Genomic DNA, 20445 nt, shown 5'->3' on the forward strand with positions numbered 1-20445 from the left:
CAGGCCGTACAGCTCTTCCGACGCGCGGACCGCCGCCATGCGCCCCTGGACCGACGCTTACAACCTCACCCGACCCCACTCAGGCATCGGCGGCCTCACGCCCTGGTCCAGGGTGAACAACCTTCTTGGAAACGACACCTAAGCACTTCAGATCTGCGCACGCCACAGGAGACGCCGGGTGCACAATCGTCGCCAGCTCATGCTCGCCGCCAGCGCCGCCGCGGCCCTGTCGGCGTCCCGCGCGGGGGCGACGACCCCGCCCGCGCCTGCCGAGGCGCAGCTCGCCGCCTTCCTCGACCGGATGTTCGAGGAGACGCTGGAGGACCGTCCCGAACTGGTCACGTCGCTGGGGCTCGACAAGGGAGACCGCGCCGGGGCGAAGTCGCGGCTGCACGACGCCTCGCTGGAGGGCGTCGCCAGGGCCAAGGCGCGCACCGCCGACCAGCTCCGCCGCCTGAAGGCCATCGACCGGGCCGGCCTGACGGGTATGGCGGCGGTCAACTACGACACCCTGGCCTTCGAGCTGGCGACATCCGACGCCGCCAGCCGGCGGTTCGAGTACGGCGCCCCCGGCGCCGGGGGCCCTTATGTGCTGAGCCAGATCGGCGGCGCCTGGCAGGAGGTCCCGGACTTCCTCGACACCCAGCACACGATCGAGACCCGCGCCGACTGCGAAGCCTATCTCGCCCGCATGCAGGCGTTCGCCGCCATGATGGACGCCGAGGGCGCTCGCGTGCGCCGCGACGCCGGCCTGGGTGTGGTTCCGCCGGACTTCGCCCTGGCGGGCGCCATCCGCGGCATGCAGGTGCTGAGGACGTCCGCCGAGCACGCGACGCTGGTCACCTCGATCGCGCGCCGCGCCCGGGCGAAGGGGATCGAGGGCGACTGGGCCGCGATGGCGACGAAGATCTACGAGGGTGAGGTCGTCCCGGCGCTCGACCGCCAGATCGCCCTGATGCAGGGCTTGAAGCCGAAATCCACGCGCGATGCCGGCTGCTGGTGGTTGCCCGACGGCGCCGCCTACTACGATCACGCCCTGCACCGCCAGACGACCACGAGGATCACGCCCGACGAGGTGCACAAGCTGGGCTGGGAGGTGACGCGCGAGCTCTCGGCGCGGGCCGACGTGTTGTTCAAGGAACTGGGCTTCACCAAGGGGACGGTGGGCGAGCGCTACATCGCCCTCTACGACAGCAAGCGCGGCGTCTACCCCAACACCGACGCCGGCAGGGCGCAGATCCTGGCCGACCTGACCAAGCTGGTGGAGGCGATGCAGGCGCGCCTGCCCGAACAGTTCGGGACCCTGCCCAAGGCGGGCGTGGAGATCCGCCGCATTCCACCGGCCACCGAGGGCGGCTCGTCCACCCACTATGAGGCGCCCAGCCTGGATGGGAGTCGGCCGGGCATCTACTGGCTCAACCTGCGGGACACGGCGGAAAGCCCGTGGTGGTTCCTGCCCACCACCACCTATCACGAGGCCAGTCCCGGCCATCACATGCAGATCGCGCTCCAGCTCGAGGCCGACCTGCCGATGATCCGCCGCGTGATGGGCTTCGGGGCCTATGCCGAAGGCTGGGCGCTCTATGCCGAGCAGGTGGTCCAGGAGATGGGGCTCTACAAGGGCGATCCGCTGGCCGAGGTAGGCTACATCCACGACGCCCTGCTGCGTTCGGCGCGCCTGGTCACCGATTCCGGCCTTCACCACCTGCGCTGGACCCGCGAGAAGGCCATCGCCGAGATGCGCGCCATCGAGGGTGACCCGGAGCCGTTGGCCGCGCAGGAGATCGAACGCTATTCCGTCTGGCCGGCCCAGGCGTGCAGCTACATGGTGGGCAAGGTCGTCATCCTGCGCCTGCGCGAGAAGGCGAAGGCGGCGCTGGGGTCGCGATACGACGCGCGCAAGTTCCACGATGCGATCCTGCTGTCGGGCTCGATGCCGCTCACGGCGCTGGAGGCGGTGGTCGACTTCTACATCGAGGCCAACAGGGCCTGAACCGCCTCGACAGCCCAGCCCAAAGAGCGTCCCATGCCGGAAACGAGCGACGGGAGGACGGCATGGCGACGCTGAAGCGGGACGATGGGGTCGAGCTCTACTTTGAGGTCCACGGTCCCGAGAGCGGGACCGCGCCGACCATTCTCCTCACCCACGGGTATTCGGCCACCTCGCAGATGTGGCGGGGCCAGGTCGAGCCGTTCTCGAAGGCCCATCGTCTCGTGATCTGGGACATGCGCGGGCACGGCCGGTCCGACAGCCCCGATGACCCGGCGCTCTATTCCGAGCCGGCGACCGTCGCCGACATGGCGGCGCTCCTGGACCACCTCGGCGCGGAGAGGGCGATCGTCGGCGGCCTGTCGCTAGGCGGCTACATGTCGCTGGCCTTCCACCGCGTCCACCCCGAGCGGGTCGAGGCGCTGCTGATCATCGACACCGGCCCCGGCTACAAGAACGACGAGGCGCGCGAGGGCTGGAACCGCACCTCGCTCAAGACCGCCGAGCGCTACGAAGCCGAGGGGCTCGGGGTGCTGGCAAGCGGCAGCGCCGAGCGTCGCCAGGCCCAGCACCGCAGCGCCAAGGGCCTCGCCCTGGCCGCTCGCGGCATGCTGACCCAGCGCGACGCGGGCGTGATCACCTCCCTGCCGCATATCCGCGTGCCGTCGCTGGTGGTGGTCGGGGCGGAGGACGCCCCGTTCCTGGCCGCGAGCGATTACATGGCCTCGAAGATTCCCGGCGCGAAGAAGGCTGTCATCGAGGGCGCCGGCCATGCCGCCAACATCGACAGGCCCGAAGCCTTCAACGCCGCGATCCTGGACTTCCTGGCCGGTCTGGGCCGGTGAAGGGCCGCGGCGCGCCACACTGCTGACATGCCCCTGTCAGCAGGCTGCGCGTTTACTGGGCGGCAGGAGAAGGAGCCACCCATGTCCGACGAGATCGTCTTCTACACCAACCCCATGTCGCGCGGCCGCATCGTCCGCTGGATGCTGGAGGAGGTGGGCCAGCCCTACCGCACCGTCGTGCTGGACTGGGCCACCAATGCGAACAAGTCGCCCGAGTATCTCGCCGTCAATCCGATGGGCAAGGTGCCGGCGGTTGTTCATGGCGACACCGTCGTCACCGAATGCGCCGCCATCTGCGCCTATCTGGCCGACGCCTTCCCCGACGCGAAACTGGCCCCGCCGCACGGCAGCAAGCTCCGGGGGCCGTATTACCGATGGCTGTTCTTCGGCGCCGGCCCGATCGAACAGGCCGTCGCGTTCGGGGCGATGAAGATCGACGTGCCGGAAGAGCAGCGCGCCATGGTCGGTTTCGGCAGCATGTCCGACGTGCTGGACACCCTGGAAGGCGCCCTGGAAGGCCGGGAGTACCTAGTCGGCGACAGCTTCACCGCCGCCGACCTCTACATCGCCGCCCACCTCTCCTGGGGCATGGACTTCGGCACGATCGAGAAGCGTCCCGTCTACCAGGCCTACGTCGCCCGCCTGCTCGCCCGTCCGGCGGAGAAGCGCGCGAGCGAGATCGACGACGGGCTCATCGCCGCAGCCCAGGCGCAGCCGGCTTAGCAGAGGCCGGCTGGATCAGATCCCACTTGTTCCCGTAGAGGTCCTCGAAGACCGCCACGCGCCCATAGGGCTCCTGGCGTGGAGCCTCCAGGAACCTGACGCCGGCCGCGGCCATCCTCCCCTGGTCGCGGCCGAAGTCATCCGTCTGCAGGAAGAGGAACACGCGCCCGCCGCCCTGGCGTCCCACCATGTCCGCCTGTTCGCCGACCGCCCGGGCCAGCAGGAGGCCGGCGTCGGAGCCGGGCGGTCGAACCACGACCCAGCGCTTGCCCCCGCCCATGTCGGTGTCCTCCGCGAGGTCGAACCCCGCCCTGCCGACATAGAACGCGATGGCCTCGTCGTAGTCGCGGACGAGAAGGGTGGTGAGGAAGAGGCGCTGCATCCGCACGAGCTAGCGCCTCCCGCCCGTGCATGGGAGGTCCTAAACGCCGGGCCTGGCGCCCTCCGCCGCCTCGTCCGCCAACCGGCCGTGCAGTTCGCTCATATGGTCGAAGTCGGCTTCGAAGGCGCCCAGGCCCTGGGTGAGGCCGCGGAGCTCGGCGATCAGGCCCTGGCGTTCGCTCTGGGGCAGGTAGGCTTCGATCCGCTCCCAGCCGCGCCAGTCCTCACGCGGCGCCAAGCCCAGGATCTGGCCGCGCCGGGCGGTGAGCGCCGACGTGACGTTCGAGGCGCTCGGAGACGGCGAGTAGACCGTCAGCTTCTCGATCGGTTCCAGCAGGACCGAGCCCGTCGCCGCCATCGCTTCCTCGATGGCGAGGCGGCCCACGGTCCGGAACGCCATTTCGGACGAGTCCACGCTGTGGGTCTGGCCATCCAGCAGGGTGACTTCCAGGTCGGTGACGGGGAATCCCTTGGGGCCTTTCGCGAGGCCGTCGCGCACGCCGGTCTCGACCGCGGGAATCCAATGCTTCGGCACCGCCCCGCCGACGATCTTCGAGTTGAAGACGAAGCCCGAACCGCGGGGCAGGGGCCTGACCTCGATGGTGATGTCCGCGAACTGGCCATGACCGCCCGACTGCTTCTTGTGGCGCGAGCGCTGCTCCACGCCGCGGGCGATGGTCTCGCGGTAGGGTGTCCGCGGCTGGAGGGTGTCGATGTCGACGCCGAAGCGCCGCTTCAGCCGCTCCAGCGCCAGCCGCACGTGACCTTCGCCCTGGCCGGACAGCAGCACCTGCCGCTGCTCGGCGTCGTGGGTGAGGGACAGCCCGGGGTCTTCCTCGATCAACTTGGCGAGCGCGCCCGAGAGGCGGACGTCGTCGTTGCGGTTCTTCGCCGCAAGGGCCACCGCGAACAGGGGGCGGCGCGCGCGGACGGCGGCGCGCACGGCCTGGGGCTGGCCCGTGGTGGAGAGGATCTGTCCCGCGCCGGCCTGTTCCACCTTGCCGATGGCGCAGATCTCGCCGATCGCGGCCTCGCCGATCTTGCGCAGGGCCGACCCCTGGATCTGCGACAGGCCGCCGGCGCGGCTGCGCGCGCCATCGGGCAGGATGAAGTCGGCGCCGTCGGCCAGCCTGGCCCCGAAAATTCGCGCGTAGGCCAGTTTGCCGGACTGGCCCGCGTAGGCCGCCTTCATGACGTAGGCGCCGGTGGTGATCCCGATGCGGTCTGCGGCCCTGGTGGGCGGAGGCGTCTCGTGGCGCAGGGCCTTCAGCAGCCGGCGGACGCCGAAACCGTTCTGGGCTGAGCCGAAGAAGACCGGCACGATCACGCCTTCGTTCATCTCGCGGACCAGGTCGGCGAAGACGACGTCGCGGCTGGGCGTGACATCGGACAGGAGCTGCTCCATCAGCTCGTCGTCGAAATCGGCCATCTGCTCCAGCATGTGGAAGCGGGCGTCGGCTTCTTCCTGTCGGAGGTCGCCCGGAATATCGACCTGCTCGGACGGCTTGCCGGGGCGATAGACGAAGCAACGCTCGAGGGCGAGGTCGATGTAGCCCGAGACCTTGTCGCCGCTCCAGGTCGGGATCTGGCGCGCCACCAGCGGCGCGGACGAGACGGGGGCCAACGCCTCCAGGAGTTCGCTGAGCGCGCCGCGGGCCTGGTCCATCTTGTTGATGAAGAGGGCGTGGGGGACGCCCAGGTGTTCGAGTTCACGGAGGGTGGGCTGGAGGAGGGCGACTTTGGCCGGGTCGGGATCGGCGACGACGATGGCCAGGTCCACAGCGGGCAGGGCGGGATCGATCTCGGCGCAGAATTCCAGGGAGCCTGGGCAGTCGACCACCACGTAGCGGTCGCCCATGAAATCGAAGCCGGCGAGGTTCAGCTCCACGGAATGCCCGCGGGCCTTGGCTTCGGGGCTGGAGTCGCCGACTTCGCCGGGCCGGACCGCCTGGCCGGTGGCCGCCTGCAGCAGGGCCTCCATGAGGGCGGTCTTGCCCGAACTGGTGGGGCCGACGAGCGCGAGCGCCCGAACCGACCCCGTGTCTCGGATTGCCATGGTCGCGTTCTCCCATCACCGATGGCGCCGAGGGCGCCCGTCGTGCGGGAGATCCCCCGATCGGGAGATCGAAGCGCCCAGCGCTCAGGTTCAGGCGGTCGGCGACCGGCGAGGGGCCAGACGACGCCGCCCACTGCGGAAACCCTACGCCCGGAAATGCGGGCGAGTGACGTCACGAAGGCGTGAGGCTCAGCCGTCCGCCGGTCGTCGCCCCAGCGTCCGGCGACGGCGGGCCAGCACGGTATGAAGCCGCTCGCGCTGATGGTCGCCCACCGGTAGGGCGATCCGCGTGTGGCCGATCTCGACGTCGTGGGCCGCATCGGCGGCGAGCTTTTCCATTCCGGCGGGGTCGAGCCGCCAGAGGATGTGCACCAGGTCGGAGACAAGGAGTTCCAGCGTCGCGACACGCGCGATCAGATCGCGCTTGCTGGTCGAGACTTCGTCGGTCATTCGAAGGCTCCTCCCGGTACGCGGGACACTAGGCCGGAGGATCGGCCGGCAGCCCTTAAGCCTTCGCTAGCGGCGCATCACATGTCGGATGAAACCCCGGACCACATCGTCATCCGCCCCACCGCGCGGGTTCTGTTGCTGGATCGCCTCGACCGCATCCTGCTGATGAACGGCCGCCTGCCTGGCGCGGCGGGCGGGGCCTGGTTCACGGTCGGGGGCGGGGTCGAGCCGGGCGAGACCTATGCCGAGGCCGCGGCGCGCGAGATCCGCGAGGAGACGGGCATCGCTGATTTCGAACTGGGCCCTGTGGTCTGGCGTCGGGAAGGTATGCTGCGGCTGCCCGAGGTCACCCTGTTGAAGGAGCGGTACATCGTCGCCCGCTGCGATGGCCGCGAGCCGGATCGCGGCGGTTGGACGGCGCTGGAGCGTGACCTCATCGACGACATCCGATGGTGGAGCCACGGGGAACTGGCGCTCACGGGCGAGCGCATCTTTCCGCCAGGCCTTGCCGATCGTCTTCCGGGTGTCCTCGCAGGGCAGTTTCCAGCCGAGCCGGAGGCGATCCCCTGGTGATATTCGCCGTTCTGCGTCAGGACCCATGCCGGCGACAGGCCCACCCCTTCGGACACGGACCTGGCGCAGGCGGGCGTCACGCCTGTGCGCGCGCCTATGCGGTGCTTCCTGTGTGGGGTTCCACGAAGTCGCCCTCGATCAAACGAAAGCAACGCACGCAGCAGGGCGCGATTCCATGACCGGCTCGGAAGCCGACCCGGCAAACGGGGGCCGCGGCCTGTGAAAAGGGCCCGCACGCGGCGGGCCCTGGAGATTCAGCCGGTGACCTTGAGGTTGGTCGCCGAAGTCTTGCCGCTGCGACGGTCCTGCTCGAGGTCGAAGTTGACCCGCTGGCCCTCGTTGAGGCCGGAGAGGCCCGCCTGCTCGACCGCCGAGATGTGGACGAAGATGTCCTGGCCGCCACCCTCGGGCTTGATGAAGCCGAACCCCTTGGTGGGGTTGAACCACTTCACTTCGCCCGAGCCGGAGCCCATCACCGCGCCGCGGGGTCGATCGCCACCGCCGCCGCCGCCGAAACGACCGCCGCCGCCACCGCCGCCGTAACCACCGCCGCCGCCGCCATAACCGCCGCCGCCGCCGTAGCCACCGCCGCCGCCGCCATAACCGCCGCGATCACCGCGGTCGAAGCTGCTGCGGCGGGGCGCCGGCGCGCCCTGCTCGGTCACCACGATGCTCGTGGCCGCCAGCTTGCCGGACCGGCGGTCCTGTTCGAGTTCATAGTCGACCTTGTCGCCTTCATTGAGGCTGTCGAGGCCCGCCTGGTTCAGGGCAGAGATATGAACGAAGACGTCCGCGCCGCCATCGTCGGGCTGAACGAAACCGAAACCCTTAGCCGTGTTGAACCACTTAACCGTACCGCTCGCCATTCGTCGCAACCTACCGAGATAGAAGTCCCACGCCGCGCATATGCGCGCGCCCGGCCAATCGCGTTGACGAGCCGTGTTCGATTTGTAGCTCTGGATTTGGCCTTAGGCCAGCGGTCGTGACAAGCCACCTCAATCGGAATAAGTGACCGGCCCTCTCAGCCGGCGGCTCTCCGGGGACAGACCCTTGAAAAGCATCTGCATATTCTGCGGTTCGTCGCCCGGAGCCGACCCGAGATTTCTCGACGCGGCCGTGCGCTGCGGGACCGTGTTGGCGCGGGCGGGGCTCACCCTGGTGTACGGCGGCGGCAAGGTGGGTCTCATGGGCGCGATCGCTGACGCCGCCCTGGCGGCCGGGGGCGAGGTTCTGGGCGTGATGCCGGAGGACCTCGTGAACCAGGAGATCGCGCACCAGGGGCTCACAGAACTCCATGTCGTGCGCTCGATGCACGAACGTAAGCTGAAAATGGCCGAATTGTCGGACGGCTTCCTCTGTCTGCCGGGCGGCCCCGGGACGTTCGAGGAGATCTTCGAGCAATGGACCTGGGCCCTGCTGGGCATCCACGCCAAGCCCTGCGGCTTCGTGAATGTGGCCGGCTACTACGATCCCATGCGGAAGACGATCCAGCACATGGCCGACAACGGCTTCATCGGACAGCCCTACGTGGACATGCTGGTCTATGCCGACAGCACCGAAGCGGCGTTGGAGGCCTTCGGCCGCTACGCACCGCCCCCGCCGAAGTGGAGCACGAACAAGCCCTGAGGCTTGGCGGCCTGCCGGCTGCGGTCACGGCGGCGACCTGAGGGCGGTCGCCTTCTTCCATCCACGCCACGCGCCCAGCCGCACACGCGCGGGCGTGGCTGCGCCGACTGGCGCCGGTCTTGCGCCGCCGAAGTGGACCCGAACCGGTCCATGGAAAGACCATGCTGAAACTATTGAGGAATTTCCGGCCTGACGCGTGCGCGTTCACCAATGCCCCGGCAGAATTCGCCGGGTCATGCGTCAGCCTTTGCCGGGCGGAGCCTTAATCCATGTCGCTGACCGCCACCCTCCGCACGGCCACGTCCGGCCTGAACGCCGCCCAGGCGGCGCTGCGCACGGTCTCGGACAACATCGCCAACGTGAACACGCCTGGATACGTCCGCAAGGCGGTCGTCCAGGAATCCCTGGTGGTCAACGGCGCCGGCATGGGCGTGAAGATCAACGGCGTCGAGCGGATCACGGACCAGTACCTCCAGCTCGCCTCGCTGACCGCCGCCTCCGACGCCAGCCGCTGGTCGGCGGTGTCGCAATACCTCGACAACGCCCAGAGCCTGTTCGGCAACCCCGCCAGCGACGGTTTCTTCTTCAACCGCCTGGACAAGATCTTCGCCGCCTTCGCCACGGCGGCCGACGACCCGTCGTCGACCCTCCTGCGCAGCCAGGCGCTGGCCAATGTGGAGGATTTCCTCACCGAAGCCGACCGGATCAACAGCCAGATCGTGGCCCTGACCGACACGGTCGAAACCCGCGCCGCCGCCGCCGTCGAAAGGGCCAACCAGCTTCTCGACCAGATCAGCGTGCTCAACGCCGATATCAAGCGCGCGAGCCTGCTGGGCGCCGACGCCTCGGGCTCGGAGAACATCCAGAGCCAGCTCCTGGACGAGTTGTCGGAGCTGATGAACGTCCGGATCGCCCAGCGCAACGGCGGCGGAGTGGACGTCCGGTCGGCCGAAGGCGTGCTGCTGGCCGGCGACCAGCCCGCGAAGCTGACCTATGTGACCAGCGATTCCACGCCCGGCTACATCACGGCCCGCGCGGGCGGCAGCACCAACGACCAGCCGATCGAGATCGTCAGCGGTGAACTGCGCGGCCTGATGGAGTTGCGCGACGTCGAACTGCCGAAGCTGTACGATCAGCTCGGTGAGTTCGTCAGCAAGGCGGTGGACCGGCTGAACGCGGCCCACAATGCCGCCGCCGCCTATCCCCCGCTCAGTACGCTTTCGGGCCGCAACACCGGCCTCGACCTGCCGACCGCGGTGAGCGGCTTCACCGGGACCACCACCCTGGCGGTGGTGGACTCGGCGGGTGTGCTGCAACGTTCGATCGCCGTCGATTTCACCGCCGGGACCATATCGGTGAACGGCGGCGCCGGAGCCGCCTTCACGCCGGCGACCTTTCTGGCCGACCTCAACACCGCCCTGGGCGGCCTGGGCTCGGCGACCTTCACGAACGGCGCGCTGACCCTCGGCGCGACGGCGCCGAACGGCCTCGCGATCGACGAGGGCACGTCGCAGAAGGCCGGGCGGGCATTCTCGCACTTCTTCGGCCTGAACGACCTCATCAAGGCCGATGGGTTCAGCAACTACGCCACGGGCCTGACGGGGGCGAGCCCCCACGGCTTCACCGCCGGCGACCCCATTTCCCTCCGCCTTTCCTACCCCGACGGCCGGCCGATCCGTGATGTGACGGTCAACGTGCCCGCGGGCGGGACGATGAACGACCTCCTGAACGCCCTGAACAACGCGTCCACGGGCGTCGGCCTCTACGGCGCGTTCAGCCTGGATGCGAACGGGGTGCTTTCGTTCTCCGGCTCGTCTCCGCTCAACGCCACCCTTTCGGTCAACAGCGACAACACGTCGCGCGGGGCGGGCGGCCCTTCGATCAGCCAGCTCTTCGGCCTTGGCGTCATCGAGCGCTCGGCGCGGGCCGGGCGGTTCGACGTCAATCCCGCCCTGCACTCCGATCCCACCAGGATGTCGATGGGCAAACTCGACCTCACGGCCGCGGTGGGGCAGGTGGCCGTGCGTCCCGGCGACGGCCAGGGCGCACGGGACATCGCCGTGACGGGCGAGGTCAACACCCTGTTCCAGGCCGCCGGCGCCCTGGGCCAGGTCACCATGACCCTCAGCCGCTACGCCTCGGAGTTCAGCGGCGGGATCGGCCGGGCGGCCGCCGCCGCAGAGACCCGCAAGGCCAGCGCGGAATCGGTCGCGCGAGAGGCCACCAACCGGCGTCAGTCGGTCGAGGGCGTGAACCTCGACGAGGAACTGGTGAACCTCACCACCTACCAGCAGGCCTTCGCCGCCTCCGCCCGTATGATCCAGGCCACGAGCGAGCTCTTCGACGTGCTCGTCAACATGGTCTGAGGAGCCCAGCATGTTCACGCGCGTCACCACCCCCGGAAACTACTCCGCCGTCCTCACCAATCTGCTGGCGGCCCAGCAGCGCCAGATGGAGGCCGGCAACCGCGTCGCCACGCAGCGCAACGGCAGCAACCTGAAGGAATACGCCCCGGACGCCGAACTGCTGGCGGCCATGCGCACCGTCCAGACCCGGCTCAGCGCCTTCCAGGAGCAGAGCAAGCTGCTGACCGACAAGCTCGCTACCCAGGACACGGCGCTTGTGCGGGTAGCCGACGCGGCGCAGTCGATCCGCCAGGTGTTCACCGACGCCCTGGCGTCCGGCCGCGTCGACACTTTGGTGGAGGATGTGGAGGCGCAACTCCGCAACGCTGTCGAGGCGATGAACGGCCGCTACGGCGGCAAGTACCTGTTCGCCGGAGGCCAGGTGGATACCCGCCCTGTGGAACTGACGAGCTTGAGCGACCTCAATCCGCCGGCGATGGTCGCGGACTTCTTCCGCAACGACCAGTTCCGTGTGAAGGCCAAGCTCGACGAGGCGACGACGATCACCACGGGTTTCCTGTCCAACGAGATCGGGACCGACATGCTGAACGCCCTCCAGGCGTTCCAGGCGTTCAACACGGGTCCGGACGGCCCGTTCGAAGGCGCGATGACCGATGCTCAGAAGGCTTTCCTGGAAGGCCAGCTCGCGGCGTGGGACAATGTCCGCTCGGACGTGACCCTGAAGGCGGCGCAGAACGGCACCAACCAGAAGCGCCTCGAGACGATAGGCGAGGACCTCGTCAGCCGCCAGAACGCCCTGGCGGGCATGATCGGCAACATCACCGACGCCGACATGGCCCAGGCGGCTGCGGACCTTCAGACCGCGCAGCTCTCCGTGCAGTCGGCGGCCTATGTCTTCCAGGCCCTGCGGGAGTCGTCGCTGCTGAACATCCTCAAGTAGGCCCGCCCTCCCCATGAGCGGGGGAGAGGACTATATGGCCGCCATGAGCGCACCCGTGACCGCCCCGGGACTGGCGACCGACCGCCTGAGCGACGTCCTGATCCAGGCCGCGCGGGACGCCGTGCGGCTGCCGGCGGGGACCCGGATCGTGGCGGCCATGTCGGGCGGGGTGGATTCCACCGTGACCGCCGCGTTGCTCGCGCGCGCCGGCTATGACGTGGTGGGCGTGACGCTTCAGCTCTATGACCACGGCATGGCGATCCAGAAGAAGGGCGCCTGCTGCGCCGGCCAGGATATCCACGATGCGCGCACGGCCGCCGACGCCATCGGGATTCCCCACTATGTCCTGGACTACGAGAGCCGGTTCCGCGAACAGGTGATCGAGGACTTCGCCGACGCCTACCTGCGGGGCGAGACGCCGATCCCTTGCATCCGGTGCAATCAGACCGTGAAGTTCCGGGACCTGCTGGACGTGGCCCGCGACCTGGGGGCGGAGGCGATGGCCACCGGCCACTACGTGCGCCGCGAGATCGGGCCGGCCGGACCCGAGCTGCACCGCGCCGTCGATCCCGCGCGCGATCAGTCGTACTTCCTGTTCGCCACCACGCGTGAACAGCTCGACTACCTGCGCTTCCCGCTGGGCGGGCTGCCCAAGCCGGCGGTGCGCGCGGCGGCGTCCGAACTGGGCCTGGCGGTGGCCGACAAGCCCGACAGCCAGGACATCTGCTTCGTGCCCGAGGGCCGCTACACCACCGTGATCGACCGCCTGCGCCCGCAAGGCGCGGAGCCGGGGGACATCGTCCACCTGGACGGCCGGGTGCTGGGCCGTCACGAGGGCGTGACCCGCTACACCATCGGCCAGCGCCGGGGGCTGAACGTGGCGGTGGGGGATCCCTTGTTCGTCGTCCGCATCGACGCCGATGCGCGCCAGGTGGTCGTCGGTCCTCGCGAGGCGCTGCTGACCCGGGCGCTGAGCCTGAAGGAGACGAACTGGATCGGCGACGGCCCCTCCATCGAGGCCGCCTGCGACGCCGGCCGGCCGGTGCTGGCGCGCGTGCGCTCCACGCGCGAGCCGGCGCCGGGGCGGCTGGAGACGGTGGACGGGGCGCCGGGCCTCGTGTTCGACGCGCCCGAGGAAGGTGTGGCGCCCGGCCAGGCCTGCGTCTTCTACGCGCCCGAAGCGCCCAGCCGGGTGCTGGGCGGGGGGTTCATCGCGGCGACGGTGCGCAACGCCTGATCCCTTCTCCCACGCCCGGGAAAGGACGTAGACTGAGGTCATGGAGACCCGCCAACTCGTGGACATCGCGATCGACGAGGATCCGCGCGCGCCCTGCCTGTGGGTTCCGTCCGAGCTGTTCCCGGAGCTGTGCGCGGCAATCGGACAGCGGCCGAACCTGATCGGGGCGTTGATCTATCGCAACAAGACGATCCGCGATGGTGGCCCCTACTGCGACATCACCACGAGGGCGCCGTAGGGGCTGCTGGTTTTCCGCGGGGGGTGAAATTATCTTCCAGGCATGACCAGCCTCTCAGATCCCGTCGTCATCGCCGCCTACGCCCGCACGCCGATGGGCGGCTTCCAGGGCGTGTTTTCCGCCGTGAAGGCGACGGAACTCGGCGCCGCCGCCGTGAAGGCCGCCGTCGAGCGCTCGGGGGCGCCGCCCGACGCCGTGGAGCAGATCCTGATGGGCTGCGTCCTGCCCGCGGGCCTGGGGCAGGCGCCGGCCCGGCAGGCGGCGCTGGGCGCGGGCCTGCCCAAGTCGGTCCAGGCGACCACGGTCAACAAGATGTGCGGCTCGGGCATGCAGGCTGCGATCCTGGCCCATGATGCGCTGGCGGCCGGCTCCGTCGACGTCGTGGTCGCCGGCGGCATGGAGAGCATGACCGGCGCGCCCTACCTGTCGTCCCGCCACCGCGGGGGCGCGCGGATCGGTCACGACACCCTGTACGACCACATGTACCTGGACGGCCTGGAGGACGCCTACGAGCCCGGCCGGCTGATGGGGTCGTTCGCCGAGGAGACGGCTCGGACCTATCAGTTCACCCGCGAGGCCCAGGACGAATACGCCATCGGCAGCCTGAGCAAGGCGAGGGCCGCGACCGAGAGCGGCGCGTTCGCCCGCGAGATCGTCCCGGTGACCGTAAGCGACCGCAAGGGCCAGACGGTGATCGAGCACGATGAGCAGCCGCTGAAGGCCGATCCGGCGAAGATCCCGACGCTGAGGCCGGCCTTCGCCAGGGACGGCACGATCACGGCCGCCAACGCCAGCTCGATCAGCGACGGCGCCGCCGCCCTGGTGATGACGCGGGAAAGCGTCGCCCGGGCGCTGGGGATGAAGGTCGTGGCGCGGGTCGCCGGCCACGCGGCCCACGCCCACGAGCCGGGCCTCTTCACCACCGCCCCGGTTCCCGCCATGCGGAAGGCCCTGGGGCGCGCCGGCTGGAGCGTGGAGGACGTCGACCTTTTCGAGGTGAACGAGGCCTTCGCCGTGGTGGCCATGATCGCCGAGCAGGAACTGGGGATCGACCGGGCGAAGCTCAACGTCAACGGCGGCGCCTGTGCGCTCGGCCATCCGATCGGCGCGAGCGGCGCCCGCATCCTGGCGACCCTGCTCAGCGCCCTGGAGGCCCGGGGCGGCAAGCGGGGCGTGGCCAGCCTGTGCATCGGCGGCGGCGAGGCCACGGCCATGGCGGTGGAACTGGCGTAGGGCGCGCCCTCCCCTTTATGGGGAGGGTGGCGAGGCGAGGCCGAGACGGCTGGGGAAACGGGGATCATCCCCGGCCTCCGCACGCCGGCCCGCACTTCCCCACCCTGGCCGCTTACGCGGCCTGTCCCTCCCCATGAAGGGGAGGGAGGGTCACAGCGTCTTCGCCACCGCCTCGCACTGGTCGGCGACGATGCCCCAGCCTTCGTGGAAGCCCATCTGCTCGTGCTGCTTCAGCTTCTCGACCGTGGGATGGCCGCATCGGGCGAGGTAGAGCGTCCTGCCGTCGGGCCGGCGCTCGAAGGTGAGGACGCAGGTCATCATCCCGCCGTCCTCGGCCGGGACCCAACCCTCGGTGAAGGCGTCGGTGAAGACGATCTTCTCGTTCGGGACGACCTCCAGATACACGCCCTTGTTCTCGAACACCTCGCCGTCGGGCCCGTACATGGTGTTGTTGCTGGCGCCGCCGGGCTTCAACTCCATCTTCGTGACTTCGGCGCGCCAGGGCTGGGGGCAGAACCACTCGGGGAACCGCTCGGGGGTCGTCCACAGCTTGAAGAGCTGCTCGGGCGTGGCGTCCATGATCCGCGCCAGCACCAGTTCGCGGTCGTTGTTCGGGGCGATATCGATCTTCTGGGCCATCGGCTCTCTCCGTGTCTGAGGCCCCAGGACGCGCGAGGCCGCCGGCTTCCGACAGCCCGCGCGCGAAGGATCGTCATTTCCCCGTGGGGATCGAGTTGAGGTTCATGGTGATGCCGCCGGGCAGGGTCATGTCGCCGGGCTTCATGCCGGCCGGGCAGTCGCCCTCGCGGACGGCGGTGATCTCCATCTGCGACGTGCCGTTGGCCTGAGGCATGGAGGAGCCGCTCGTCACCACCGTGGCCTTGATCGTGTAGCGGCTGTTGAGGTCGCCGGTCGCTTCGCCCCGGGTCACGGTCGTGCCCATGCCGCCCATGCTGCACTCGCTCTCGAAGGCCCAGCCTCCGGGCTTCGGTGTGATGACGTTCTTCGGGCACATCTCCTTGCTGACCTGCTGGCCCACCAGGGAGAACTTCGCCTCGGTGGCCTCGTCGGTGCAGAGTTTGATGGTCTGGGTCGAGCCATCCGACGTCATGGCCTGGCTCCAGAGGCCCGGCCGGCGCTTGAACTGGGCCGGATCGGCCGGGAGCGCGGCCGAGGCGCCAGCCGCGTCCGGCGCGGCGTCGCCTTTCGCGGTCGCCTCGTCCTTCTTCTGGCACGCGGCCAGGGCCAGGGCGGCCACGGTTCCGACCGCGACGACCCGGCTTGCGGGCTTCCAGCAGGCGGCGGTGAACTTGCGATGCATCCTACGCTCTCCGATATCGTTCTTCAGGCTCAGCGTAGAGCCAGTGAAGAGGGCCGATCAATGACAGACACCACCCCGGAGGGTCTTCGCGACACGGGCGCCCGCTTCGAGATGGACGAGCAGGGGCTGACCTCCTACGCCGACTATCGCCTGGCCGGCGAGGACGCGGGCGAGGGCCACCGGCGCCTCTACATCGACTATGTGTTCAGTCCGCCGCCCCTGCGCGGCAGCGGGGCGTCGGGTCGCCTGATGGCGGCCGTCGCCGCCGAGGCCCGCCGCCGCGGCCTCAGCATCACGCCCATCTGTGGCTACGCCGCCGCCTGGCTGCGCCGCAGCCCCGAGCACCGCGACCTCGTGGCGTAGGCCTGAGGCCACCGCCTGGCCCACATCCGTCGGACGAGCGATCCGGGGGCGATCTCCCGAGCACCACATCCACGACGGTCAGGTGGAATCCACGACGGTCAGGTGGAAGTCGCACATCGACCGCTGCTCGGCCTCGGGCAGGCGAAGAGGCGCATCGCGCGACAATTGCAGCCGTTCGACCTCTGCAAGAGGGGACGCCGGGGACGCGGGCCTTGTGGCGGTCTGGGCCGCCTCCCTCCCTCCCGTGCGGACTTTCGCCCCGCCTCCGAAGCCGAAGGCTCCTGCGCAGCGGAGGATTTTCACGCGGCGCTAGTCGTTTCTTAGTCCTGCCTGAGCAATCTTCCGGGATTGCCGGAGAGACCCCGTGAAGATTGCGTCCGCCTACAGCCTCGAATCCGACCCCCGGCGGGCCGCCGGGGAGGCGGCCGAACGGCTTTGCGCCGGTCTGGGGGCCGATCCCGAACTCGTGCTGATGTACGCGACGGAGGAACTGGCTGTCCCGGCGCTGGTCGAGGCCCTGACGGCCCACCTCCCGGGCGCGCAGATCGCCGGGGGCACATCGTGCGGCGGTGTCATGACCGAGGCCGGCTTCCACGCCGGTCCCGGCGGCGCGGTCGGCTTGCTGGGCGTCGCCGATCCCGAGGGCGACTACGGCGTGGGCTCCGCGCCCCTCGGGGACGATCCGTCGGCGGCCGGCGCGGCGGCGGTGGACGGGGCGCTGCGCGCCGCCGGCCGCGACTTCGAGACGCCGCTGCTGGTGTGGTGCTGCCAGCCGCCGGGCGAGGAAGAGGCGGTGATCGCCGGCATCGAGTCCGTGGTGGGGCGCGGGTGCCCCATCATCGGCGGCAGCTCCGCAGACAACGAGATCGGGGGCCGCTGGCGCGAGTTCGCCGGGACAGACGTGCTGGAAGGCCATGTGGTCGTGGCGGCGCTGTTCCCGTCCGCACGCCACGGCGTCGCCTTCCAGAGCGGCTATGCGCCTACGGGGGATACCGGCGTGGTCACGCAGGCTTCGGGCCGCCAGATCCTGGAGATCGACGGCCGGCCGGCCGCCGCCGTCTACAGCGAGTGGACCGGCGGCGCGGTGGGTTCGGCCGAGCAGGGCATGATCCTGGCCAAGAGCACGCCCACGCCGCTGGGCCGCGTGGCGGGCGATTCCAACGGCGTGCCGCTCTATGTGCTGTCGCATCCCGCCATGCTGGGCCTGGGCGGGGACCTCTCCCTGTTCACGGGAATCGAGGGTGGGGATCGGGTGCATCTGATGCGGGGGTCTCCGGAGTCGCTCGTCAAACGCGCGGGCCTCGTGGTGGCGGACGCCTGCGCCATGGGCGGCTGGGCCGGCGCGGCCAGCCTCGGTGGCCTGGTGATCTATTGCGGCGGCTGCATGCTCCACGTGCGCGACGCGATGGACCAGGTGGTGGACGAGGTGCGCCAGGCCATGCCCGGAACCCCGTTTCTGGGCGCCTTCACCTTCGGCGAGCAGGGCGCCATCGTCGATCACTGCAACCGTCACGGCAACCTGATGGTCTCGGCCCTCGCGTTCGGATGACGGAAGAAGTCGAACAACTTCGCGAGGCCCTCGCGTCGGCCCGCCAGCAGCTCGCCGCGCAGGAGCAGCGGCTGCGCGAGCAGGACCTCGCCCTGAACGGGATCGCCGCGCTGCAGGCTCACGAGGAGCCCGAGACGCTGATCGCCAAGGCGTTCGACCTGATCGCCGAAGCGCTGGCGTTCGATCGGGCCATGTTCCTGGAACTCCGGGACGACCGTTTCGTCTGCATCGCCTCGACCGAACCGGCGACGGTGGGCTGCGGCTGGCGGGCGGGCCCCTTCTTCCGCCGGGTGGCGGACGGGCGGGCCGCCGTCGTGCCGGACGAGGCCCGGGTTCCGGAGTGGGCCGAGGCCTTGGGCGCGCGGCCCCTGGTGGAACCCCTGAAGGGCGCGATCTACGCGCCCATCTCGGCCGGCGCCGGACCGGGGCTGCTGGTCCTGTCGTCTGCCGGGCATGGCGCCTATTCGCCGGCCGACCTGCGTCTCGTCTCGCGACTCGGGATCTTCGTCTCCCAGACCCTGGCCGCCGCCCAGCGCCGGCGGCTGGCCGAGGCCGCCCGCGCCGCGGAAACCGAACGCAGCCAGGCGGTTGAGGCCAGCGAGGCCAAATCTCGCTTCTTGGCCAACATGAGCCATGAGATCCGCACGCCGCTGAACGGCGTCACCACGGTGGCGGTGCTGCTGGCCGAGAGCGGGCTCCAGGGCCGCCAGAGGGAGATGGCGGGGCTCATCGTGGATTCGAGCCGGGCGCTGGAGGGGCTGCTCAACGACATCCTGGACCTCGCGAAGGTCGAATCGGGCCGCCTGAGCCTCGAGGAGGCGCCCTTCGAGCTGCCCTCGGCGCTGGCCTCGACTTTCGAACTCTTCGCGATCCGCGCCGAGGAACGCGACCTGGCCTTCGATCTCCGGGTGGCGCCCGAGGCCCGGGGCTGGTTCTCGGGCGATGCGGCGCGGGTGCGTCAGGTGGCGGCCAATCTCCTGTCCAACGCGGTCAAGTTCACGGAGCGGGGTGAAATCGGGGTCAGTCTGGCGATCGAGGATGGCTTCGTGACCCTGGAGGTGCGCGATACCGGCGTGGGCTTCGACGCCGAGACGGCCGCCCGACTCTTCCGGCGCTTCGAACAGGCCGACGGCTCGGTGACCCGGCGGTTCGGGGGCACGGGCCTGGGCCTGGCCCTGTCGCGCACCCTGGCCGGAATGATGGACGGCGACATCGCCTGCCGCTCGGCGCCGGGCGAAGGCTCGACCTTCACCTTCCGCTTTCCGGCCCGGCCCGCCGACGCGCCCGTGCTTGGGGAGCGGCCATCGGCCCTGGCCGCTCGCGGCGACAATGACGCACCGCCGCTGACCGTCCTCGTCGCCGAGGACAATCCCAACAACCGCACCATCGTCGGCATGGTGCTGGAAGCGGTCCACGCCCGGACGGTGATGGTCGAGAACGGCGCCGAGGCCGTGGCGGCGTTCGCGGCGGCGCCTTTCGACATCGTCCTGATGGACCTGCAAATGCCGGTGATGGACGGCCTGAGCGCGACCCGGCGCATCCGCGAACTCGAACGGCGCGCGGGCGCCCGGCCGACGCCCATCATCGCGCTCTCAGCCAACGCGATGACACACCACGTGGACGAGGCGCTGGCCGCCGGCTCGACAGCTCACGTGGCCAAGCCCATCGATCCGCACCGCCTGATCGAGGTCATGCTGGCGCTGACCGCCGCAGCGGACGCGCCGGCCGCGTCGGCGTCAGCGTCCTGAGGGACGCACGGCCTCGAAGGTCCAGACCCGATCCGTTGCGCGCGGCGCCCGGCGACGGTCGTAGCCGCCAGAGACGGAGACCTCTGCAAAGCCGGCGGCGGCGAGCGCGAGACGGAATTCCTCCAGGCCCCAGTACCGCTGGGCCATCACCTCGATCTGGCTCTCCGCCAGGACGCCGTCCCGCCAGCGCTCGTACCGATAGGTGGTTTCCGCCCGTTGCCGCTTCCAGTCGGTGGCGGTGCGCACGCCTTCCAGCGTCAGGAGCTCGCCCGAGGGACTCGTCCACCGTCGCCGATCCTCCGTCCGCGACGCCAGGAAGCTCAGGCCCTGGAGGTCAACCACGAGCACGCCTCCGGGCTCGAGATGGTCGCGGAAGCGCGCCAGCGCCTCCATGGCCGTCGCGAAGTCGTCGATCAGGGTGAAGGACCCGACGGGAATGAGGATGGCTCCGAACCGGCGCGGGTAGGCGAAGTCCTCGTAGCGTTGCTGCGAAAGGTCGGGCGCATATCCGGCCTCCGCGCATCGGGTCCGGCAGCGTTCCAGCATCTCCGGGCTGGGGTCGAAGCCGCTGATGTCCAGGCCGGCCTGGAGGAAAGGGACGAGCGTCCGGCCCGACCCGCAGGCGGGCTCCAGGATCGGCCGGTGGAAGTCCCGGAACCGTTCCAGGTGGAAACCGGTGTCGGGCAGGGCCAGGAGGGGCTTGTCGATGTCGTAGATCTCGGCCGCTATCGAGCCGTAGCGGTTCGTCGTCGCATCTGACGGCATGCAGGTCTCTTTGAGTTCTGGGAGTCGGAAGGACCGGGTCG

21 protein-coding genes and 1 pseudogene are annotated in these 20445 nt (G+C 69.9%); 14 read left to right on the forward strand and 8 right to left on the reverse strand.

The window, feature by feature from the left end; genetic code table 11:
- The 4 genes from WG212_RS22165 to WG212_RS22180 form a co-directional block, all read left to right on the forward strand.
- A partial coding sequence (locus WG212_RS22165; protein WP_337189120.1) for an integrase core domain-containing protein occupies positions 1–142 on the forward strand: 142 nt, incomplete at its 5' end.
- Positions 143–178: 36 nt separating this feature from the next.
- On the forward strand, positions 179–1993 hold the full coding sequence (locus WG212_RS22170) for a DUF885 family protein (protein ID WP_337189288.1): 1815 nt from the start codon (positions 179–181) through the stop codon (positions 1991–1993).
- A 62-nt stretch (positions 1994–2055) separates the two neighbouring features.
- A complete protein-coding gene (locus WG212_RS22175; RefSeq protein WP_337189289.1) occupies positions 2056–2835 on the forward strand; it encodes an alpha/beta fold hydrolase in 780 nt (259 codons plus the stop codon).
- 81 nt (positions 2836–2916) lie between these two features.
- Positions 2917–3558, forward strand: a complete 642-nt coding sequence (locus tag WG212_RS22180; protein WP_337189290.1) for a glutathione S-transferase family protein — start codon at positions 2917–2919, stop codon at positions 3556–3558.
- On the opposite strand, the gene WG212_RS22185 is transcribed toward WG212_RS22180, so the two are convergent.
- The 3 genes from WG212_RS22185 to WG212_RS22195 form a co-directional block, all read right to left on the reverse strand.
- Positions 3527–3940, reverse strand: a complete 414-nt coding sequence (locus tag WG212_RS22185; RefSeq protein WP_337189312.1) for a VOC family protein — start codon at positions 3938–3940, stop codon at positions 3527–3529. The two genes, WG212_RS22180 and WG212_RS22185, sit on opposite strands and share 32 nt — an antisense overlap.
- Positions 3941–3979: 39 nt before the next feature.
- The gene (locus WG212_RS22190; protein ID WP_337189291.1) at positions 3980–5995 is read right to left on the reverse strand and encodes an elongation factor G; all 2016 of its coding nucleotides are present in this window, start codon (positions 5993–5995) and stop codon (positions 3980–3982) included.
- Positions 5996–6184: 189 nt separating this feature from the next.
- Positions 6185–6445 (reverse strand): hypothetical protein, encoded by a 261-nt coding sequence (locus WG212_RS22195; protein WP_337189292.1) that lies wholly within the window; start codon positions 6443–6445, stop codon positions 6185–6187.
- A gap of 81 nt (positions 6446–6526) precedes the next feature.
- Between WG212_RS22195 and WG212_RS22200 the strand changes: the two genes are divergently transcribed.
- Positions 6527–7018 (forward strand): NUDIX domain-containing protein, encoded by a 492-nt coding sequence (locus WG212_RS22200; protein ID WP_337189293.1) that lies wholly within the window; start codon positions 6527–6529, stop codon positions 7016–7018.
- A gap of 254 nt (positions 7019–7272) precedes the next feature.
- Here WG212_RS22200 and WG212_RS22205 read toward each other — a convergent pair whose 3' ends face one another.
- Both WG212_RS22205 and WG212_RS22210 read right to left on the reverse strand, forming a co-directional pair.
- On the reverse strand, positions 7273–7491 hold the full coding sequence (locus WG212_RS22205) for a cold-shock protein (protein ID WP_293376337.1): 219 nt from the start codon (positions 7489–7491) through the stop codon (positions 7273–7275).
- A 204-nt stretch (positions 7492–7695) separates the two neighbouring features.
- A pseudogene (locus WG212_RS22210) lies at positions 7696–7866 on the reverse strand (cold-shock protein); the annotation flags it as partial.
- A gap of 202 nt (positions 7867–8068) precedes the next feature.
- Here WG212_RS22210 and WG212_RS22215 point away from each other — a divergent pair.
- The 6 genes from WG212_RS22215 (at position 8069) to WG212_RS22240 (ending at position 14658) form a co-directional block, all read left to right on the forward strand.
- Positions 8069–8644 (forward strand): TIGR00730 family Rossman fold protein, encoded by a 576-nt coding sequence (locus tag WG212_RS22215; RefSeq protein ID WP_337189294.1) that lies wholly within the window; start codon positions 8069–8071, stop codon positions 8642–8644.
- A gap of 269 nt (positions 8645–8913) precedes the next feature.
- Positions 8914–11010: a flagellar hook-associated protein FlgK gene (gene flgK, locus WG212_RS22220; RefSeq protein WP_337189295.1), complete on the forward strand. Its 2097-nt coding sequence runs from the start codon at positions 8914–8916 to the stop codon at positions 11008–11010.
- Positions 11011–11020: 10 nt separating this feature from the next.
- Positions 11021–11950 carry a flagellin gene (locus tag WG212_RS22225; RefSeq protein WP_337189296.1) on the forward strand — a complete coding sequence of 310 codons (930 nt, stop codon included), beginning with the start codon at positions 11021–11023 and terminating at the stop codon, positions 11948–11950.
- 43 nt (positions 11951–11993) lie between these two features.
- Entirely contained in the window at positions 11994–13187 is a 1194-nt protein-coding gene (gene mnmA / locus WG212_RS22230; RefSeq protein WP_337189297.1) for a tRNA 2-thiouridine(34) synthase MnmA, read from the forward strand.
- A 40-nt stretch (positions 13188–13227) separates the two neighbouring features.
- On the forward strand, positions 13228–13425 hold the full coding sequence (locus WG212_RS22235; RefSeq protein WP_337189298.1) for a hypothetical protein: 198 nt from the start codon (positions 13228–13230) through the stop codon (positions 13423–13425).
- A gap of 42 nt (positions 13426–13467) precedes the next feature.
- The gene (locus WG212_RS22240) at positions 13468–14658 is read left to right on the forward strand and encodes an acetyl-CoA C-acyltransferase (RefSeq protein WP_337189299.1); all 1191 of its coding nucleotides are present in this window, start codon (positions 13468–13470) and stop codon (positions 14656–14658) included.
- A 150-nt stretch (positions 14659–14808) separates the two neighbouring features.
- Here the strand turns inward: WG212_RS22240 and WG212_RS22245 are convergent, their stop codons facing one another.
- Positions 14809–15297, reverse strand: a complete 489-nt coding sequence (locus WG212_RS22245; protein WP_337189300.1) for an SRPBCC family protein — start codon at positions 15295–15297, stop codon at positions 14809–14811.
- Between the two features lie 73 nt (positions 15298–15370).
- The gene (locus WG212_RS22250; protein ID WP_337189301.1) at positions 15371–15979 is read right to left on the reverse strand and encodes a DUF3617 family protein; all 609 of its coding nucleotides are present in this window, start codon (positions 15977–15979) and stop codon (positions 15371–15373) included.
- A gap of 60 nt (positions 15980–16039) precedes the next feature.
- Between WG212_RS22250 and WG212_RS22255 the strand changes: the two genes are divergently transcribed.
- The 3 genes from WG212_RS22255 (at position 16040) to WG212_RS22265 (ending at position 19639) form a co-directional block, all read left to right on the forward strand.
- Positions 16040–16342 (forward strand): N-acetyltransferase, encoded by a 303-nt coding sequence (locus WG212_RS22255; RefSeq protein WP_337189302.1) that lies wholly within the window; start codon positions 16040–16042, stop codon positions 16340–16342.
- Positions 16343–16706: 364 nt separating this feature from the next.
- Positions 16707–17891 carry an FIST N-terminal domain-containing protein gene (locus WG212_RS22260; RefSeq protein WP_337189303.1) on the forward strand — a complete coding sequence of 395 codons (1185 nt, stop codon included), beginning with the start codon at positions 16707–16709 and terminating at the stop codon, positions 17889–17891.
- Complete coding sequence (locus WG212_RS22265) at positions 17888–19639, forward strand: ATP-binding protein (protein WP_337189304.1); 1752 nt, start codon at positions 17888–17890, stop codon at positions 19637–19639. Before WG212_RS22260 ends, WG212_RS22265 begins: the two co-directional genes overlap by 4 nt.
- Here WG212_RS22265 and WG212_RS22270 read toward each other — a convergent pair.
- Positions 19628–20404, reverse strand: a complete 777-nt coding sequence (locus tag WG212_RS22270; protein WP_337189305.1) for a class I SAM-dependent methyltransferase — start codon at positions 20402–20404, stop codon at positions 19628–19630. The two genes, WG212_RS22265 and WG212_RS22270, sit on opposite strands and share 12 nt — an antisense overlap.
- Between the last annotated feature and the right edge of the window lie 41 nt (positions 20405–20445).

The organism is Phenylobacterium sp., assembly GCF_037189685.1.
Classification (GTDB): Bacteria; Pseudomonadota; Alphaproteobacteria; order Caulobacterales; family Caulobacteraceae; genus Phenylobacterium.

Coding starts and splice junctions, on each gene's coding strand:
- WG212_RS22175 (WP_337189289.1), top strand. CDS start 2,056: ATGGCGACGCTGAAGCGGGACGATGGGGTCGAGCTCTACTTTGAGGTC.
- WG212_RS22180 (WP_337189290.1), top strand. CDS start 2,917: ATGTCCGACGAGATCGTCTTCTACACCAACCCCATGTCGCGCGGCCGC.
- WG212_RS22185 (WP_337189312.1), bottom strand. CDS start 3,940: ATGCAGCGCCTCTTCCTCACCACCCTTCTCGTCCGCGACTACGACGAG.
- WG212_RS22190 (WP_337189291.1), bottom strand. CDS start 5,995: ATGGCAATCCGAGACACGGGGTCGGTTCGGGCGCTCGCGCTCGTCGGC.
- WG212_RS22195 (WP_337189292.1), bottom strand. CDS start 6,445: ATGACCGACGAAGTCTCGACCAGCAAGCGCGATCTGATCGCGCGTGTC.
- WG212_RS22200 (WP_337189293.1), top strand. CDS start 6,527: ATGTCGGATGAAACCCCGGACCACATCGTCATCCGCCCCACCGCGCGG.
- WG212_RS22205 (WP_293376337.1), bottom strand. CDS start 7,491: ATGGGCTCCGGCTCGGGCGAAGTGAAGTGGTTCAACCCCACCAAGGGG.
- flgK (WP_337189295.1), top strand. CDS start 8,914: ATGTCGCTGACCGCCACCCTCCGCACGGCCACGTCCGGCCTGAACGCC.
- WG212_RS22225 (WP_337189296.1), top strand. CDS start 11,021: ATGTTCACGCGCGTCACCACCCCCGGAAACTACTCCGCCGTCCTCACC.
- mnmA (WP_337189297.1), top strand. CDS start 11,994: ATGAGCGCACCCGTGACCGCCCCGGGACTGGCGACCGACCGCCTGAGC.
- WG212_RS22235 (WP_337189298.1), top strand. CDS start 13,228: ATGGAGACCCGCCAACTCGTGGACATCGCGATCGACGAGGATCCGCGC.
- WG212_RS22240 (WP_337189299.1), top strand. CDS start 13,468: ATGACCAGCCTCTCAGATCCCGTCGTCATCGCCGCCTACGCCCGCACG.
- WG212_RS22245 (WP_337189300.1), bottom strand. CDS start 15,297: ATGGCCCAGAAGATCGATATCGCCCCGAACAACGACCGCGAACTGGTG.
- WG212_RS22250 (WP_337189301.1), bottom strand. CDS start 15,979: ATGCATCGCAAGTTCACCGCCGCCTGCTGGAAGCCCGCAAGCCGGGTC.
- WG212_RS22255 (WP_337189302.1), top strand. CDS start 16,040: ATGACAGACACCACCCCGGAGGGTCTTCGCGACACGGGCGCCCGCTTC.
- WG212_RS22265 (WP_337189304.1), top strand. CDS start 17,888: ATGACGGAAGAAGTCGAACAACTTCGCGAGGCCCTCGCGTCGGCCCGC.
- WG212_RS22270 (WP_337189305.1), bottom strand. CDS start 20,404: ATGCCGTCAGATGCGACGACGAACCGCTACGGCTCGATAGCGGCCGAG.